Source organism: Echinicola strongylocentroti (assembly GCF_003260975.1).
Classification (GTDB): Bacteria; Bacteroidota; Bacteroidia; order Cytophagales; family Cyclobacteriaceae; genus Echinicola; species Echinicola strongylocentroti.
Genome location: NZ_CP030041.1, coordinates 5,210,987 through 5,229,875, shown reverse-complemented (window position 1 = coordinate 5,229,875; position 18,889 = coordinate 5,210,987). Strand labels below are relative to the sequence as shown.

The window sequence follows — 18,889 nt, the reverse complement described above, 5'->3', positions numbered from 1 at the left end:
TTAAAGGCTTTTGGGATTAATAACCATCATTTTGCTTGAGTTGGGGATTGGCTGTCAGGTCGGCCACTGGCAAAGGATAAAGCTTCCTGAAGCTCTCCACTGACGACCCTTCAAAAACCCCACCTTTCCACTGCCACGTATAATCATCGCCAGTAAACCTGTCATACCTGATCAGGTCGGTTCTGCGGTGTGCTTCCCACTTCAGTTCCCTTGCACGTTCGTCCAAAATAAAATCCAAGGTCAGATCACCTGCTGTGATATTTCCAGAAGCATCCCCATAGGCCCTTTCTCTAAGCATATTGATATAGGCCAAGGCTTGTGCCTGACTGCCTCCACTACCTCCCCGTAGTACCGCCTCGGCATACATCAGGTAAACATCCCCCAGACGGAACATTGGAAAATCAGTATCCACGATATCGGTACCTGGGCTGGAGCCTCGCTGTCCGTCTCTGGTGACATTTTTATACTTCTTCACCGCATAGCCATTCTGGAAAATGGCAACATCCTCTATATCCAGACTTTGCTCATCCGTATGGAACGAGGCTCTTGCATCAGTAGACCCGTCTGTAACTGGGTAGAGTGCTACGATCTCAGGGCGGGTTCTCAGCCCTTGCCATCCACCAGGGATACCAAACTCCTCTCTATCCATCGTTCCCCCTACAGCAGCATTCACCAAGAAGGTAGTTCCGCCAAATGTGGTGGTATTCACGCCATCAAATGCTACCGAAAAGATCAACTCATCCCGGCACAAGTGATTATCTGCCAAAAACAACTGATTATAATCCTGTTCAAGGGAATAACCACTATCGATGATTTCATTCAAATAGGTCAAGGCTTCATCAAAATGGCCTTCACCAATATACACTTCCGCATTCAGGTACAATTTGGAAAGCAACATCCAGGCGGCAGCTTTGTCTGCGCGGGCATATTCATTCTGCCTGGCATCTACCAAAGTTGGTAAAATCTCCATCAGTTCACTTTCGATATATGCGAACAAATCTCCCCTGTTGGTTTGCTCAGGAAAAAAGGCCCCTACTGCATCTGACTCTGTCACAAAAGGCACATTGCCATACATATCCAATGCATGGAAATAACTCAGCGCACGTAAAAACTTGGCCTCTGCACGGTAAATCCTACCTGTTTCCTGATCTGCTTCGGAGATCCCCCTAGAAGCCATTTTCTCATCACTTGTCTCTCTTATAAACTCATTCGCCAAGGATATCTGGTAGAAAATCCGATAGTACATGGCCGCAATAAAGTTATTTTCCGAAGTCCACTCACTGGTATTCAGCTGGGGCAATCCTTGGTCATTCCAAGCGATGATTGCCTCATCTGTCGGCAATTCCTGAAGCTTCCAATACGCCCTAATGTACGTCGACGCACCTTCGTCCAGCCCGCTGATATCAGGTTTACCGGACGGCCCCTGCTGTCCACTGACGGCCAGCCCTGCATATAGCTTTGCCAAGACCGCCTTGTAGTTATCAAAATCCTCGTACACTTGGATGGAGGTCACCTCATTATAAGGTGCTAAATCCAGGTCTGTACATGATGCCGCACTGAAGAGTCCCAGCATCATGGTCATTTTATATATCCAATTTAATTTCATTGCTGTTCAGGGTTTAAGGTTAAAATCCGAAGTTTACACCGAAAGAAAATATGCGTGGCAGAGGATAGAAGTTATTGTCAATCCCCCCTCCTGTGGCATCGTCTACGCCTGGGGCGATTTCGGGGCTCACCCCGTTATAATCGGTGATCACAAAAACATTCTGAACTGTGGCACTTGCCCTCAGATTGATATTCGAATCAAAAAGGTTTCCGAAATCATAGCCCAGTGAGATGTTTTCCATTCTTAGGAAAGAAGCATCCTGAATGTAGTAATCTGACCGTAACTGATAGTTCTGAAAGTTCGTATTGAGCACATCAGCTGGCAGATTGTTCATATAACCGGGGAAACGAAGGCCTTGGTAGGCAGCATTGGAAGACGCCACATTATTGTAAACCTTATTGCCTGCATTGCCGCGCAGCACAAAGCCAAAATTCCAGTTCTTATACCTCATGGAGCTGTTAAAGCCAAAGTAATGGCGTGCATCAGGAAACCCATTCCTCACAAGGTCTTGTTCGTTGATCATCCCGTCACCATTCTGGTCCACATAGACCCCTTCCAACGGTGCGCCATTCTCATCATACACTTGCTCATAGACATAGAAGGAATTGGGCTGATAACCTACCGTGTGCACTTGGATGGTGTTACCGGTACCGCCATTGATACCTCCCACCAAGATCCCGACAGCATCCTCCTCCACATTGCTGAGGCTAGTGATGGTGCTTTTGTTATGGGTATAGTTTCCTCCGATATCCCAATTGAAATCAGTGGTTTTGATCACATTATACGTCAAGGCTACTTCCAGCCCTTGGTTTTCGATGCTCCCTACATTGGTAAACAGCTGGTTGGTCAGGTTAGTACCTGCGGGAACAGGAATCACCGCCAACAAATCGTCTGTCTTCTTGAAGTAGTAGTCCAAGGTACCGTAGAGTTTACCATCCAAGAACTCATAGTCCAAGCCAATATTATAGGTAGTCGTTTCTTCCCACTTGATGTTTTCATCATAGCCCTCTGGCCGTAAGGTGGTGTAATAGGTATCCCCAAAACTGTACCGGGTGGCATCGTCACTCTGGACATAACGGGGAAGGTAAGGAAAATAAGATCCGATATCCTGCTGCCCCGTCACACCATAACCAAGACGCAATTTCAAATCAGTAAGGGTGGTATTGGCTTTCAGCATATCCTCTTCGCTGATCCGCCAAGCAGCGGCCAGGGACGGGAAAACGCCCCATCTGTTATCCGGACTGAACCGTGAAGAACCATCAGCCCTTACCGTGGCGGTAAAGAGGTATTTATCGTTAATGGTATAATTGGCACGGGCAAAGTACGAGATCAGACGGTACTGTGGACGGCTTACCACACCAGCAGGAGCCAAGGTATCCCCTTCTGCATTTAACCTGGCAAAGGTGGGGTTTTTGATCAAGAAGTCCTGAGCGGAGTACCCGACCAGAAAATTCAGTCGGCTAGCGCCGAAATCCTTGATATAGTTCAAATAAAAGTCGGCGAGCAAATTACGCTTGCTTTGCTCGTAAGGGGCTATGCTACCGCCTTCAAAATATCCAGAAGCGGAATTGGCATCAATGATCGTACGTCCCTCACTCGCACTCACATCATAGCCCAAGTTCAGGTTGGCCTTAAGTCCTTCGAGAAAAGGAAGTTCATAATCCAACTGTAAATTGCCGATGCTTCGTTTTACTGTACCACGATCGTTCTTTGACATCAATAAGCCCACAGGGTTATTGGGGGCAAGGGTCTGAGGAGCTCCATCTTCATTGAGCCATTCCCAATATCCTCCTACTCCATTGGGATCGTGCACCGGATGGGTAGGGTCATAAGCTGCCGCTGCTCCGATCGCGTCTTGATTGGCGAAGCGGCTTTTGGTAATCACTCCCTTGACATTAAAATTGACATGGAGCTTATCGTCAAAGAAGTTGGGGTTTAAGCTGACGCTGGCAGAGGTCCTTTTCAGGTTTCCGGTCTTGAGGATACCGTCCTGATCCAGGTAACCGACAGAGACACGGTAAGGCAGAGATTTATAAGCTCCTGAGATGGAAACGTTATTATCGAAACTCACCGCATTTTTATAAATTTCCTCCTGCCAATCCGTTGCATCCTCTCCTACCAAGGCTGCTTGGGACGGCGAAGCCTGCTCGGCCACCACTGCTCTAAATTGATCTGCATCTAGCATATCCACAGTATTGGTCACTTGGGAAACAGACACCATCGAATTCACATTTACCCGTAGCGGCTGCCCTTCCTTACCCTTCCGTGTCGTGATCAACACCACGCCATTGGAAGCCCTTGAGCCATAAATTGCGGTGGCCGAGGCATCCTTCAGAATATCAAAGGTTTCGATATCGTTAGGGTTCAGAAAATTGAGGGGATTGGCCGTGCCGGAGGTCTTGGAGTTATCCAGCGGCACACCATCAATAACGATCAATGGATCATTAGAAGCATTAAGGGAGGCGCCACCCCGGATCCGGATCCTACCTCCAGACCCAGGAGCACCGCCATTTGGCGTGATCTGAACACCTGCCACCTTACCGGTGATCAACTGTTCAGGGTTGGTTACTTGGCCGACATTGAAATCGTCACGATCCACAGAGCCCACTGATCCCGTCAAATCAGCTTTTCTCTGGGTGCCATAACCGACCACCACTACTTCGTCCAGCTGCTTGGTATTCCCCTGCAACTGCACATTGATTGTTGATTGATTGCCTACGGTCATTTCCTTGGCCTCAAAACCTATAAAGGAAAAAACCAATACATCTTCTGGAGAATTGATATCAATAGAGTAATTGCCATCAATATCTGTCGTGGTACCTTTTGTGGTACCCTTCAGCAGAACATTCACGAAGGGCAAAGGCTCGCCGGAATCTGTATCTGTCACAGTTCCTTTCACTGTCTGAGCTTGCGCATAAATTAAGTGTCCGCTTAATAGTGCCAGACACATTACCGCTACTTTTAAGACGGTAGAGATCTTTCGCATAATGGTTTGTTTTTGGATTAATTGTTAATTTTTAAGAGTAAATAAAATATTTAAATAATACTATTTAACTCTTTAACCTTGAAACTCATCAAAAAACCCGATAAGCTGGATCATTGTGTTATTCCCGAGATTGTGATGAAATATTAGGGAATAGAAGCCGCACAGGCAAGTTTTTGAATCAAAAAAAATCAGGTAATTTTTATGCAAACGTCGCCGCAAACGTTTTCATAGGGGATAAAAATTTATCTTCCAAAAATTCAATTTCATCCATATTCGTACATTATTGACTGTTGATTGATTGGGTACACCATTTTATTTTACCGGTAAAACAGTATATTAGAATCTTAGAAAAGTCTAAATTAATCATGAAACTAGGACAAGCCACGATCAAGGATATAGCAAAAGCCCTGAACATTTCCTCTTCCACCGTCTCACGAGCCCTGAAAGACTACCCGGGCATCAGCAAGGAAACAAAGGAAAAGGTAAAGGCACTAGCGAAAAAACTTAATTACCGCCCCAACGCCGTGGCTTTGAGCCTCAGAAAGAGCAAGTCCTCCACCATCGGTGTGATTATTCCTGAGGTGGTCCACTTCTTTTTTAGCACCGTCATCAGTGGAATAGAAGAAGTAGCCTACGCAAACGGCTATAATGTCATCCTCCTACAGACCAATGAAAATGTAACCAGAGAGATCGCAGCAGTGGACACGATCATCAGTAACCAAATAGACGGGCTTTTGGTGAGCTTCTCCAAGGAGACATCCGATTTTGACCATTTCAAAAAACTGATGGATTATCATTACCCCATTGTGTTTTTTGACCGCCTTCCAAACCTACCAGACACGGTCAATGTCACCGTGGATGATCACACTGGTGCTTATAAAGCCGTCAAACACCTCATCGAACAAGGCTATACCAAAATCATTCATTTGGCTGGCCCGGAAAACCTAAAAATCAGCATCGACCGAAAAGAAGGATATCTCAAAGCACTGCAGGAAGCAGGCATTCCTATTCGCGAAGATTGGATCATCCCATGCCCCAAAGGCACTCCGGAAGAGAGTGAGACTATTTGCCGAGCATTATTATCCCATCCCTCAGACCGGCCGGATGCGGTATTTGCCTCAAATGACATCGCCGCAGCCGGAGCCATGCAAGCCGCCAAAGCTATTGGATTAAAACTTCCTGAAGAGTTTGGCGCTGTAGGCTTTAGCGACTGGCAGTTTTCTTCAATGATAGCCCCTCCCCTCTCTTCGGTCTCACAGCCTGGCTTCAAAATGGGCGAAAAAGCAGCTCAATTACTGCTGGAAATGATCGACTCCGAACATGAGGAAGCATTTACAGCACGCACAGAGATGCTCGAAACAGGTTTGGTCATTCGAAAATCCTCCTTAAGGAAAGGATAGCACGCTGATGACGCAGATATAGCGGATGATCACTGATTCTTATTTGTGGGAATCCTAAATAATCAGCGTCACCTACGTGCCATAAACAAAACACTGATGACGCGGATATAGCTGACAACCGCCGATATTTATCTGTGCGAATCCTAAGCAATCTGCGTCATCTGCGTGCCATCCGTTTTTTTTAGGCTGATTTTATTTTTTTTATGCACACGATTGAATAGGTCAATAAGGATGGTTTTCATGTCCAAAACGCCCCAAATATCTCATTGCACAACAAAAACTTAATTTTTTCCTTCCAGAATCCTTTCTAAATTAGCAGCATAGTACCTGTCATTCTGCAAGCTGCCGTCACCAGCGAACCCCATGAATCAGGTGATACTTGTCTTCCAAATCCTACCTCGGAAGCTGTGAACAATTGCATTTTACAACTTACTAAAGTAACCTAAATGACTACTGTAGCCACTTCAGTAACTCGTGCCCAAAACCAGTCTGCCGGAAAAGTACTGTCTTGGGAGCCAACAACCCATGGAATAACCGGCAGAACGGAAGCTTCGTACTTTAAAATCAGCCTATTTACAGACACCACTGTCCGCATCCAACTTAGTCGTTACGAGCAGTTTTCCTCCAACCCTTACAGTGTGGTACAATCCCCCAAAGGAATCTCAGTGAACGTCTCGGAGACACCTGAGGCATTAACGTTGGAAACTACCGAACTTAAAATCGTTCTTACCAAAAACGAATGGGCACTGAGCTTTTATGATCAACAGGGGAACCTCCTCAATCAGGACGATCCAGCATTTGGGGTATCTTGGCTGGGCACGGAAGTCACCAATTATAAAAAACTCCAGCCCGACGAAAAATTCATTGGGCTGGGAGAAAAAACGGGGGGCATCGACCGTGCTGGGCAAGCCTTTACCAACTGGAACACGGATTATTTTGCCTATGGCGTGAATGACGACCCGCTATACATGTCCATCCCGTTCTATATCGGCATTCACGGCGAGCGTGCCTATGGGATTTTCTTTGACAACACCCATAAAACCACCTTTAACTTTGGCGCTTCCAACCGCCGCTTTTCCTATTTCTCCGCGGAAGATGGTGATATGGATTACTATTTCCTCCAAGGAAACACCGTGGCAGAGATTATCAGTGGCTACACATCCCTTACGGGAAAAATGAGCATGCCCCCGCTTTGGGCATTGGGTTTTCAGCAATGCCGCTATTCCTATTATCCTGAATCCGAAGTATTCGCCCTGGCCGATAACTTCAGGGACAGGGATATGCCGGCAGATGTCATTTACCTCGACATCCACCATATGGAAAAATACAAGGTATTTACCTTCGATGGGGAAAAATTCCCGGACCCCAAGTCGATGATTCAGACCTTGAAAGCAAAAGGCTTCCGCGTGGTGGTCATCATGGATCCGGGCATCAAGGTCGAAAAAGACTATCTTCCTTATCAAGAGGGAAAGGACAAAGGCCTATTCCTGAACTACCCGGATGGAGAAACCTATGAAGGGCAAGTGTGGCCGGGTTGGTGTGCCTTTCCTGATTTTACCTCTGCCAAAACCCGCCAGTGGTGGGCAGAAAAAATGGCCTTTTACACTGATGCTGGCGTGGATGGATTCTGGACAGACATGAATGAACCGGCATCTTGGGGCCAGCATACGCCTAACTTGATCAATTTTGATTACGAAGGCGAGCAAGTCAGCCACCGAAAAGCCCGCAATGTATATGGTATGCAGATGGCCAGAGCCGCACAGGAAGGCGCCTTCAAAAATGGAAAGGAGCGGCCTTTTACCCTTACGAGGGCTGGTTTTTCTGGCATCCAACGGTTTGCAGCAGCTTGGACAGGGGACAATGTCTCCAGTGAGGAACATATGATGGCAGGCATCCGACTGGTCAACAGCCTCGGAATTAGCGGAGTAAGCTTCGCAGGATACGATGTGGGTGGGTTTTGTGGAGAAGCCAGCAAATCGCTCTTTGCACGGTGGATGAGCATCGCAGCCTTCTCACCGCTGTACAGGGCCCATTCCATGATCAATAGCAACGACGCCGAACCTTGGGCCTTTGGAGAAGAAGTAGAGGAGATTTCCAAAAACTACCTCAAACTTCGCTACCAAATGCTCCCGCTGCTGTATACTGCCTTTCACAAGAGCAGCCAAGATGGTTTGCCCTTGGCCAAAAGCCTGACCATTGATTATCCATTTGATGAAAACATCTATGATGGCCGCTTTCAAAACCAATATTTGTTCTGCGATTCGCTGCTGGTGGCTCCTGCGGAATCCCATAAAGAAATCACCAAAGCGTATCTTCCAGAGGGAAATTGGTATTATTTCTTCCATGATCAATCCTATCTAGGTGGCCAAGAAATTTACGTGGACACGCCTATCAATTATTTGCCCGTATTCGTCAAGGGAGGAAGTATTGTGCCACTGCAGTCCCCCGTATCCCATACTGCCGAACAGCACGATAGCATCTTACGCCTTCATGTGTACAAAGGGGAAGGAATTTCCAGCTATTTCCACTATGAAGATGATGGACGAAGCTTGGATTACAAAAAGGGAGGTTTTTACAAAAGGGAAATTCTCTTGGACAGTGATCGACAAACCCTTCGGTTAACAAAGCCCACGGGGGATTTCGCAAGCCGCTATAAGCAGCTCAGCGTTATTTTTCATGGGTTTGAAATCAACGAAGTAACTTCTGCAGGGGAAAAACTGCCGCTAACTAGGGAAAACATCGCCTTTCTTCATAAAATCTCCGATTTTGATCCCCTACCGGACAACCGTCTCCCCTATCATGAAATAGCAGGATTGCCGACTGTCACCCTGCCCCATCACGCTGAAGAAATAATCCTTACTTTTGGGACATAAGAGTTGATGGACAATTAATCCCTATTGAGGACAGGTACTAACCTTCAAACTTTACAACCTTAAAACCTTATATAACTGCTAAATGCAACCCGATACACACAAGAAGAAATTAAGTTTTTGGCAGATATGGAACATGAGCTTTGGCTTTCTGGGCATCCAGATGGGCTTTGCGCTCCAAAATGCCAATGCCAGTCGCATTCTCCAGACCTTCGGTGCAGACGTAGAGCACTTGTCCCTATTTTGGTTGGTGGCACCTATCACCGGCATGATCATCCAGCCCATCATTGGTCACTACAGTGATCACACATGGACCAAGCTGGGCAGAAGAAGACCGTACTTTCTGGCCGGAGCTATTCTCGCTGCCATCGGCCTGGTGCTGTTGCCCAATGCCTCTCTGTTTGTTGCTTTTTTGCCTGCACTTTGGGTGGGAGCTGGGTTTCTGATGATCATGGATGCGTCGTTTAATATTGCCATGGAACCCTTCAGGGCATTGGTGGCCGATAAACTGCCGACTGACCAGCGAACCCTGGGCTTTGCAGTCCAAACCCTGCTCATTGGTCTGGGTGCCGTGATCGGCTCTTGGCTGCCCTACACCCTTACCGAATGGTTTGGCGTGGCCACTACGGCAAATGAGGGCATCGTACCCCAAAATGTCCTCTGGGCATTTTTTATTGGAGCTACTGTCTTGGTGGTTTCTATTTTATGGACCGTAATCCGTACCACTGAGTACCCTCCAGAAGTACAGGATAAATGGGATGCTGACGAAGACCAGGAACATGCTTCCCATAATGGCTTATCGAGTATTTTCTCGGATTTTATTAAAATGCCAACAACCATGAAACAGTTGGGGTTGGTACAGTTTTTTTCTTGGTTTGCACTGTTTTCGATGTGGGTGTTTACCACCCCTGCACTGGCGCAACATGTCTGGGGACTCCCCAGTACTGATCACTCTTCCTTGGAATTTAACGAAGCGGGAAATTATGTAGGCGTTATATTCGGTGTCTATAACTTGGTCTCTGCGATTTTTGCAATGGCATTGCCTGTGATTGCCGCTAAAATAGGGCGAAAAATGACGCATGCCCTTTGCCTGATCGCAGGGGGAATTGGGCTTATTTCCATTTTATGGATCACAGACCCAGGACTGAAATGGATGCTGAACTTCTCGATGATCGGTGTCGGAATCGCTTGGGCCAGCATCCTTGCGATGCCATACGCCATCCTAGCAGGTGCTATTCCCGCTAGGAAAATGGGAGTTTATATGGGGATATTCAATTTCTTCATCACTGCTCCACAAATTCTAAATGGATTTATAGGTGGCTATATTGTCAAAAACCTGTACGGGGGAGAGGCTATATACGCCATTTTCACTGCAGGCCTATTACTGATCATAGGTGCCTTACTGACCTATTTTGTCGACGACAATGACGACATCCCCCTTTCCTCATCAGCTCAGGGAAGGGATTTGGATGATGCTATCTGAGGCTCCTTTAAGACGGAGGGAATGGTAAAACAGAACTTGGTTCCTATGCCCAATTCGCTTTCTACCCAAATCTTTCCACCATTTTTCTCCACAAAGTCCTTGCTGAGCATAAGCCCTAGTCCGGTGCCCTTTTCATTATGGGTACCGATAGTGGTGAAGGGGGTACTGGAGAAAATCTTCTCTATATTCTGTTGATCGATACCTATTCCGGTATCTTCTACGGACACTTCTATAAATTCTCCCCGGGATATTACGGCCAACCTTATTTCATCTGCCCTATCACAAAACTTAATAGCATTGCTGATCAAGTTGCGTAGTACTAGCCTGATCATGTTCAGGTCCCCATACGCCTGATTGGAGCACTCATTGGAAACGATAATTCTTACCGATTTTTCATCTATGTTCCCTTTGTAGAGGGAAATAATTTCTTCGATCTCTCCTTCTATATCAATCGCCTCCACTTTAATGGCTTCTCCCTTTATCTGGGTATAGGCCCACTCAAGCAAGTTTTCCATAAACCCAGACACATGCTTGAGGTTTTTGGCAAAAGCCGGAAGCATTTCTTTAAATTCCTCTTCCGTAATCCAACCTGACTCCACCATATCCAAAAATTGCGTTAGAGAATTCAATGGATTGCGTAAATCATGTGAGATAATGGACAACAGGCGGTCTTTTGTAGCATTCAGCTCAGTCAGTTCACGGGCCTGGTGCTCTAACACTCTCTGGTCTTGGATATATTGAGTGATATCCCTGAACAGCAGTAACCTGCCCTGATACCTCTTATTTCCCTCTTTTAAAAACTTACTACTAATTTCGAAGTACCTTGGACTCCCATTGACAGTGATGACTTTTTCACGTATGATTTCATCTTGACTTTGAAGCAATTCACCCCACTCACTTTTGTCAAAGCCAAGGTCATCGACATGCTTTCCTGTAATAGCCCCCGTACTTTTATTGATCAACTTGGTAAAACAAGGGTTGACATCCACCACTCTTAGGGCATCATCAATGACTAGCATACCATTTTTCATGGAATCCACCACTAAATTTCTTGCAATCGGCTTCACATCAAACAACCCCAATTCAAAAAATCCGAAAAACACGATCATGCAGGTGATCATAAAAGCATGTGGCGTAGGGTCAATGCCATTAAAAGGTCCTACTTGAAAAACCACCAAAATATTGGCGATCCATGGCACCAATGTACCTAATAGGATAATAAAAGTTTGCTTTTTATAGACCCCTTCGGTACTCAGCAGTCTCTTCACCAGTAAATACACGCCAAATCCTATAGCCAAATAAAAATAGCTCGTGTGGATGATATACCAAGGGCCTTTTGACGTAAGCAGCCCGTACAAGCCATCCATTTCTTTGACCACTGCTTTTTGGTAATGAAGATGGTGAAGTCCGTTGGTCCATACCATAATAATACTGAGCAATGGAAAAATAAACTGACAGGCTATTTGTTTTCGGTTAAGCCATGCCTCTTTACCCACAAATTTCAGTACAAACAACAACCAAAAGACAGGAACCAATGCAATACCCACGTATTCAAAATTCACGACAAATAACATGGTTTCCAGTTGATCCATCCCCACCATGATACCGTCGGAGGCTGCCCAAATAGACACTGCCACCATCATCGCCCCAAACCACCGGACATCCTTGCTCAACCGAGCAAACAAGAACACAGCAAACAGCAGTATCAAGACTGCAAATATCAGCAGCGATAGTGAATATGCGCTAAGTGTAAATTCCATTAGTCCTAAAAATACTTGGTGACATCGTTGTTAACTGTCTAAAATTAACGATAATAATTTATTACGGGAGGTTTTCCAGTTATTTAATACGTGTTAAGGGATTAAAATGGAGATGTAATAGGTGCTTTAACCCGATTTAAGGCTCTTGCTACGTTCCATCAGTTGGTGCAAAGATCCCATTAAAAAGTATAAGGTAAATTGATTAAGGAATTTCCTTTATTGTGCCTTATGTACCCAATGTGGTCACCTAATAAGTCAGCTACTTGATGTTACTCTTTTTCGTTGTTTTAGCATTCGGGTTTAATCAATTATGCAGTTCACGTTTCTCCAAATAGTGTCAGAAACTGAGGACAATTCGTGCATTTATTGCTAATTTAGTGAAACGACAAAAGCATGGACAAACACCTACAAGCCGCAATCGAAGAAGCCAAGAAAGGGCTACAGGAAGGAGGAATCCCCATTGGGTCCGTATTGGTACATGAGGATAAGATCATCGGCCGTGGCCACAACAGAAGAGTCCAAAAAGGCAGTACCATACTTCATGGTGAAATGGATGCCTTGGAAAACGCAGGGAGATTGCCCGCCAACGTATACAAAAAAAGCGTGCTTTACACCACCCTTTCTCCTTGTTCCATGTGTACCGGAGCGGTCCTGCTTTATGGAATACCTAAAGTCATTATTGGAGAAAATGTCACCTTTAAAGGTGAAGAAGCGTTTCTCTCTTCCCGTGGTGTAGAAGTCATCGTTATGGATGACAAGCAGTGCATTGACCTCATGACACAGTTTATCAAAGACCAACCTACTTTATGGAACGAGGATATTGGCAAATGATCAAAAAAGGGCTCCTGCTTTCCTTCTTGGCTTTTATCCATATCGACGTATCGGCACGGCAACAGCCTAAAATAGCTTCCCAAAACCCTTCTCCAATGATAGAGAATATCAGGCCTCACAATAGGGTGTCTGATGTATCCATCACCGGAATACATGAGGAATGGCCCAATCTATTACCAAAAACAGTACATTTTTTTTGTCCAGAAAACACAGAAAGTGACTCGATCAACCTTCTCATTCATTTTCATGGCTCACAAAATGTGGTCAATTTTGCCATCAGCCAAAATTCCGGCTGGGCGGCCATTACAGTAAACCTGGGAAGCGGCTCATCTGTGTATGCACGTCCTTTTTCAGATGATAGAACCTTAGATAAACTCATCGAGACCGCATCAAAAACCTCTAAAAAACCCATTCGAGCCATATACCTTTCGGGCTGGAGTGCTGGCTATGGAGCAATCAGAAGCATCCTAAGAAGTGAAAATAAACACACCATAAATGGCATTATCCTTTTGGATGGAATGCACGCCGGATATATTCCCAAGGGTACTCCATTGGCCGATGGTGGTAAAATTGACCGGAACGACCTGTCACCGTTCATGCACTTTGCCAAATCATCATTAGAAGGGAAAACGCAGTTTATCTTCACCCATAGTGAAGTTTTCCCCGGCACCTATGCCAGTACCACCGAATGTGCCGATTACCTGACCAAAGCACTTGGCCTGGACTTACAGCCACTTCTCGCAGAAGGACCTCTTGGTATGCAACAACTGGCAAAAGCCTCTAAAGGCAACCTAAGCATCATAGCTTATGCTGGCAATTCAGCTCCTGATCATGTCGATCATTTACATGCTTTGTATTGGTTTTTGGGCTTGTTAAAATGCCCCCCACTTTCGACAGACCGTTAATATAATTAGCCTGACACTTGTTCCAAGTTAAGGTGATTGAAGTCCTTATCCATAATGACTACACCTGATTTTCTTTAAACCCTGCTCATTTATAGCACCCGCCAGGGCAAACGCCTTTAGTGTTTTGAAAAGAAATAATTTTCGTGTAGGCACTGCTATTATCTGTTCCGCTGGCACTTTACCCCAGTTTGTACATTAAAAACAGCAACAGCCCCCGTCCCGGAAAATACTGAAAGAGCAAGGACATCAGTTTGTTTAGAGGACAAATAACCCACCGCAGCTGTCTGCCCATGTATGGCAGTTGGCTTGGGTGAGGTTAGAGAATTTTATGCGTTAGCAACGGAGCACCCGCTTTACGTTCCGCCAGTTGGCCTGAAAGTCTAAATTGATCACGGAACCTTACGCTACTGTGACCAATGGATCTATGTGGTTATCAGATAAGCTAGGCGATTTGCAATACTTTTTTTCGATGCCTTGGAATCTGGGTTTTATTTACAAATTGCTTTTTTATCTTTGGGCAATGAAAACGATCAAGATAACAGGTGTCCCCGAACACTTTAATTTCCCTTGGCTCAAGCTGATTGAAGAACAGCCTTTGGCCGCAGCTGGTTATACCTTGGAATGGAAGGATGAATCCAACGGATCAGGAGCCATGAACAAGGCACTCAAAGAAGAGGAGACTGACATCGCCATCATTTTGACTGAGAGCTTTATCAAGGACAAAATTGAAGGAAATCCTGGAAAAATCATCGGATATCACGTCTTGTCCCCACTCAATTGGGGAATCCATGTGCCAGCTAAATCGCCCGTAAAAACCATCAATGACCTCCAAAATGCCCCCTTCCTGATCAGCCGGTATGGTTCTGGTTCGCACCTGATGACGTATCTACTGGCCAAGAAAAATGACTGGAATCCCGAGACTCTTCAGTTTGACGTAGTAGGTAATATGGACGGGGCCTTGGAAGCATTTGCCGACCAACAGCCAAAAGGTTTCCTCTGGGAAAAATTCACCACTAAGCCATTGGTCGATGCTGGCCACTTCAGAAGAATCGCTGAATTCCCCACTCCTTGGCCTTGCTTTGTCATTGTGGCTCACGAAAAACTTCTACAGGATCACTCAGCCATCCTTCCTGAGCTGCTCTCCAGACTATATGCCCAATCCGAGACACTTAAAGCTTCTTCGCAATTACCAGCATTGCTAAGCAAAACCTACCACCTTCAAGAAACCGATATCCTCGAATGGCTAAAACAAACCACCTGGGCCACTAAGCCTGAAATGGAAAAAGCCACCCTCGAAAAAACAATGGATACCCTAAAAGAGCTTGGACTGATAGACAAAAAAATCTCCGTGGAATCCTTAGTAGCTTCCAACATGGCCCATTTGATTTAGTCGTGGAGACCAAGGCCCTACTGGAAGGAAATGCTATTTAGTTAGCCAGTTTCCAAACATGCCATTCTGAGCTAAACTACGTTTTTTCTATACTATAAACGTATGATCGTCATCGAACGTGACAAACGATGATTATCCCTGTTGTGGACACTCCAACTAAGTTTAGAAATAGAAAAAGCCTTGGAAATCAATCCCCAAGGCTTTTTCTATTTCTAAGGAGATAACAATGATCAATTGTTCTTCTTGATCAAGTCGCCATCTTTTAACTGTTTACTCACTACGAAGTAAGGTCCAGAGACCAATTCCTCTCCTTCTTGAATTCCTTCTAGGACCTCAATATTTTCAAAATCCGAAATCCCCGTTTTCACCCTTGTCATCTTTACCTTGTTACCATTTGTCATGTAGATGATTTCCTGAAGATCGCTCTCTGCATTGGTAGAATCCACTCGGATTTGATCCCTGGTAGTTACGGCGGCCAAAGGCACCGAGAGCACATCTTCTTTCTTTTCAGTGATGATCTCTACACTTGCCGTCATCCCCGGCCTGAATGGATACCGGTTCTCTTTGGTGATCAATTTCTCATAGGACTCATTAAGGATCCTGATTTCCACCTCAAACTCGGTCACCGCATCTTGCGTGGCTTTTTCATTGGCGGAATTGGCAATGGAAGTAACGACTCCGGTAAATTTCTCTCCAATATGTGAGTAAGCATCTACCTCAATGATCGTCGTGTCTCCCAAGGATATCCTGACAATATCATTTTCATTGACATCGACTACCACTTCCATCACGCTGAGATCGGCTATGCGTAGCATTTCGGTACCGGCCATTTGTTGTGTCCCCACTACTCTCTCGCCTTTTTCTACCAATAATTTCGAAACGACCCCGTCAGTAGGTGCAAACACATTGGTCAATCTTAGGTTCTCATTGGCTTCCTCCACAGAAGCCTGTGAACTTTTTACCACGTATTCTGCCGCTTCTACGGATTGCTGGGCAGCTTCAAGGTCATTTTCTGCAGAAACGTAATCTGCAGTAGCCTGCTCAAATTCACTATCTGAAATCACCTTGGATTCATACAAGGACTTATTCCTTTCATACTGTAACTTGGACCACTCAAACTGTGCTTCAGAACGCTTCAAGGCTGCTTGGGATTGAGCCAAATTGGCCTTTTGCTGGTTCAAGTTGGCGCGTGTCCTGTCTAGGGCCGACATAAAATTATCAGGCCTGATCTTCACCAAGAGGTCATTCTGCTTCACGGAATCTCCCTCGTTGATATTCAATTCTATAATTTCACCCGCCACATCCGGGCTCAACTTCACTTCCGTTTCCGGCTCGATCACCCCAGAGGCACTGACTTTCTCCACAATCGTCTTTTTGGCGGCTTTGGTGACTTCCGCTTCTACCTCCGCAGCACCACCTACCCATCCGGCTGCACGACCTATGATGATCAACAGTATTAACACCCCCACTATACCTCCTAAAATGTAGATTAACTTGTTTGATTTCTTCTTAGCCATGGTTCTTCAAATTAAAGTGTTAGGGGATTACCTAGGTAAAAGTCCAATACTTTTACCCTAAAAATATATTCATATTTTGCTTGTAATAAATCTGCTTGGGCATTAAAAAGATTGTTTTGTGCTACCTGAAAGTCCACCGCATTGATCACCCCTACCTCAAAGCGCTTCTGGGCCATTCGGAAAGCCTCTTTCAATGAGGAAACCCGTACCGTGGAAGATTCATAGGACTGTCGGGAAGCCACTGCATTGGTATAAGCGGTCTCTATATCCTGTCTCAGTTGGTTACGGGCTTCTTGGTGGGATATCTCACTCATATATTTTTGTACCCTTGCCCGTTGTAAAGCCGCCTTATTGCTGCCATTATTAAAAATGGGAATGTTCAAGCTTAACCCCAGCCCCTCGTTTAAGTTTAGGCTGAGCTGATCCTTAAAAGGACGGGGTTCTCCTGTCTGTGGATCCTCAAAATTATCGGTATAGTTGGTCCCTATACTACCTCCCAGACCAAGGGTAGGCAAAAGCCCTCCTTTTGCGACTTTCACGCCATATTCGGCACTTTCCATCCCTAACTCAGCCGCTTTTATTTCTGGCATTAAAGTGACAGCAATCGAAAAAATCTCATCTACATCATCATTACTGATCATATAATTTTCAGCCTCCAGTTCTGGTACCGCCACGTTAAACTCCTCTTCAAAAGGAAGCTGCATCGCTTGGGAAAGATCCAATTTCGCCAGCCTCAAGTTGTTCTTGGCATTGGTAAACTCCATAGCGCTGGTGGCATTTTGAGCTTCAAGATCCAGCTGATCTGAGAGCGGAAGGGCTCCTGCATCCACCAACTTCTGTGTCCGCTCCAGCTGCCTACTGGTTACTTCCAGTTGTGCCTCGGCTACGTTCAATTGTTCTTTGGCAAAGACCACATTCACAAATAAATTGACAATATTGAGGGTAATGTTATTCCTTGCTGCTTCCACATTCATCTCTCCCGCTTCTAGGTCTTTTTTTGCTTGCTTGATAGAATGGTTGACCTGTCCACCGGCATACAGGGTCATATTAGTGGATGCGCTCAAACCAGCACTTCCAAAATCCACCAAGGAAGCCACTGAGGTCACCGGGTTTATGGACCTTCCCCAGTTATATCGATAGGATGACGAAGCCGACAAAGAAGGATACCTTCTTAGCTTTGCCTCCTTGAGATTGGTCTCGTTGTTGACTTGGTTTAGCAAGCTTCGCTGCAGTTCCAAATTATTCTCCAAGCCTATTTGGATACATTCTTCCAAGGACATGGAGGAGATGTCCTGCGCATGTAGGACACTCAAAAAACCGCAAGTAAATACCACTGCAGTAAAAAATTTCTTCATCATAATATATAGCTATAGGTCAATATCCGGAATATAAATTAATTCATGAATCCAACTAATACTCTCTAAATACTTAATCGTTATGGCATTAAGGCCGGAATCCATCTCGATCACATGACAGGCCATATCCCGCTTGCCCTTCCTTGACACCGACATCGTTGCAATATTAGCTTGCTCCTGCGCCAAAATACTGGTTATAAAGGCAATGGCCCCAGACACATCGTTGGCCTTGATGATCAACGTGTGCTCTTGCGCGGAAAACTCGGCATGAAATCCATCAATGGATTTTATATTGATCAGTCCTCCTCCCAAGCTTTCTCCGATTACTTCTACCGTGTGCTCTCCTTTGGTCAGGATTAGCTTGATCGTATTGGGATGAAATACCGAAGCATTGCCGATGGACTTAAAAACATAAGTCAACCCCCGCTCTTCTGCCAGCTCAAAGGCCTGTTTTATACGAGCATCGTCCGTCTTCATATCCATGAGACCTCCTATGATGGCCTTGTCACTGCCATGGCCTTCATACGTCCTCGCAAATGAATTGTAAAAGGTAATCACGGCCTCATCGGGAATCCCGCCCAATACCTTAATCGCTGCCCTTGCTATCCGCACCACACCTGCCGTATGGGAGGATGAAGGGCCTATCATCACAGGTCCTATCATATCAAAGACACTACTTTTTCTTGTCATATTTGGGGTTTACATTTTCAAGTACTGTGCTAATCTAATACTTATGATTCAATTATCACTGAATATGGTTTTAAATCCACAAATGATTGACAATAT

General features: G+C 45.3%; 12 protein-coding genes. 6 read left to right on the top strand and 6 right to left on the bottom strand.

Annotated elements, in window-relative coordinates; translation table 11 throughout:
• Positions 1–16 precede the first annotated feature (16 nt).
• Both DN752_RS20560 and DN752_RS20555 read right to left on the bottom strand, forming a co-directional pair.
• Positions 17–1,606: a RagB/SusD family nutrient uptake outer membrane protein gene (locus DN752_RS20560; RefSeq protein WP_112785712.1), complete on the bottom strand. Its 1,590-nt coding sequence runs from the start codon at positions 1,604–1,606 to the stop codon at positions 17–19.
• Between the two features lie 19 nt (positions 1,607–1,625).
• On the bottom strand, positions 1,626–4,592 hold the full coding sequence (locus DN752_RS20555) for a SusC/RagA family TonB-linked outer membrane protein (protein ID WP_112785711.1): 2,967 nt from the start codon (positions 4,590–4,592) through the stop codon (positions 1,626–1,628).
• 365 nt (positions 4,593–4,957) lie between these two features.
• On the opposite strand from DN752_RS20555, the gene DN752_RS20550 reads away from it, so the two are divergent.
• The 3 genes from DN752_RS20550 to DN752_RS20540 all read left to right on the top strand — a co-directional run bounded on the left by DN752_RS20550 (position 4,958) and on the right by DN752_RS20540 (position 10,345).
• Positions 4,958–5,992, top strand: a complete 1,035-nt coding sequence (locus DN752_RS20550) for a LacI family DNA-binding transcriptional regulator (protein WP_112785710.1) — start codon at positions 4,958–4,960, stop codon at positions 5,990–5,992.
• A gap of 446 nt (positions 5,993–6,438) precedes the next feature.
• The gene (locus DN752_RS20545; protein ID WP_112785709.1) at positions 6,439–8,865 is read left to right on the top strand and encodes a glycoside hydrolase family 31 protein; all 2,427 of its coding nucleotides are present in this window, start codon (positions 6,439–6,441) and stop codon (positions 8,863–8,865) included.
• Between the two features lie 82 nt (positions 8,866–8,947).
• Entirely contained in the window at positions 8,948–10,345 is a 1,398-nt protein-coding gene (locus tag DN752_RS20540; protein WP_245949333.1) for an MFS transporter, read from the top strand.
• On the opposite strand, the gene DN752_RS20535 is transcribed toward DN752_RS20540, so the two are convergent.
• A complete protein-coding gene (locus DN752_RS20535) occupies positions 10,315–12,105 on the bottom strand; it encodes a sensor histidine kinase (protein ID WP_112785707.1) in 1,791 nt (596 codons plus the stop codon). The genes DN752_RS20540 and DN752_RS20535 overlap by 31 nt on opposite strands.
• A 393-nt stretch (positions 12,106–12,498) precedes the next feature.
• On the opposite strand from DN752_RS20535, the gene DN752_RS20530 reads away from it, so the two are divergent.
• The 3 genes from DN752_RS20530 to DN752_RS20520 all read left to right on the top strand — a co-directional run bounded on the left by DN752_RS20530 (position 12,499) and on the right by DN752_RS20520 (position 15,231).
• Positions 12,499–12,936: a nucleoside deaminase gene (locus tag DN752_RS20530; RefSeq protein ID WP_112785706.1), complete on the top strand. Its 438-nt coding sequence runs from the start codon at positions 12,499–12,501 to the stop codon at positions 12,934–12,936.
• Positions 12,912–13,841 (top strand): hypothetical protein, encoded by a 930-nt coding sequence (locus DN752_RS20525; protein ID WP_245949331.1) that lies wholly within the window; start codon positions 12,912–12,914, stop codon positions 13,839–13,841. Before DN752_RS20530 ends, DN752_RS20525 begins: the two co-directional genes overlap by 25 nt.
• Before the next feature lie 520 nt (positions 13,842–14,361).
• Positions 14,362–15,231: a substrate-binding domain-containing protein gene (locus DN752_RS20520; protein ID WP_112786639.1), complete on the top strand. Its 870-nt coding sequence runs from the start codon at positions 14,362–14,364 to the stop codon at positions 15,229–15,231.
• Between the two features lie 230 nt (positions 15,232–15,461).
• Here the strand turns inward: DN752_RS20520 and DN752_RS20515 are convergent, their stop codons facing one another.
• From DN752_RS20515 to sdaAB, 3 genes are read right to left on the bottom strand one after another with little or no spacing between them, the layout of a single operon-like run.
• A complete protein-coding gene (locus DN752_RS20515) occupies positions 15,462–16,748 on the bottom strand; it encodes an efflux RND transporter periplasmic adaptor subunit (RefSeq protein ID WP_112785704.1) in 1,287 nt (428 codons plus the stop codon).
• Positions 16,749–16,759: 11 nt separating this feature from the next.
• Positions 16,760–18,106: a TolC family protein gene (locus tag DN752_RS20510; protein WP_112785703.1), complete on the bottom strand. Its 1,347-nt coding sequence runs from the start codon at positions 18,104–18,106 to the stop codon at positions 16,760–16,762.
• Positions 18,107–18,115: 9 nt separating this feature from the next.
• Positions 18,116–18,793: an L-serine ammonia-lyase, iron-sulfur-dependent subunit beta gene (sdaAB, locus tag DN752_RS20505; RefSeq protein ID WP_112785702.1), complete on the bottom strand. Its 678-nt coding sequence runs from the start codon at positions 18,791–18,793 to the stop codon at positions 18,116–18,118.
• Positions 18,794–18,889: the final 96 nt, after the last annotated feature.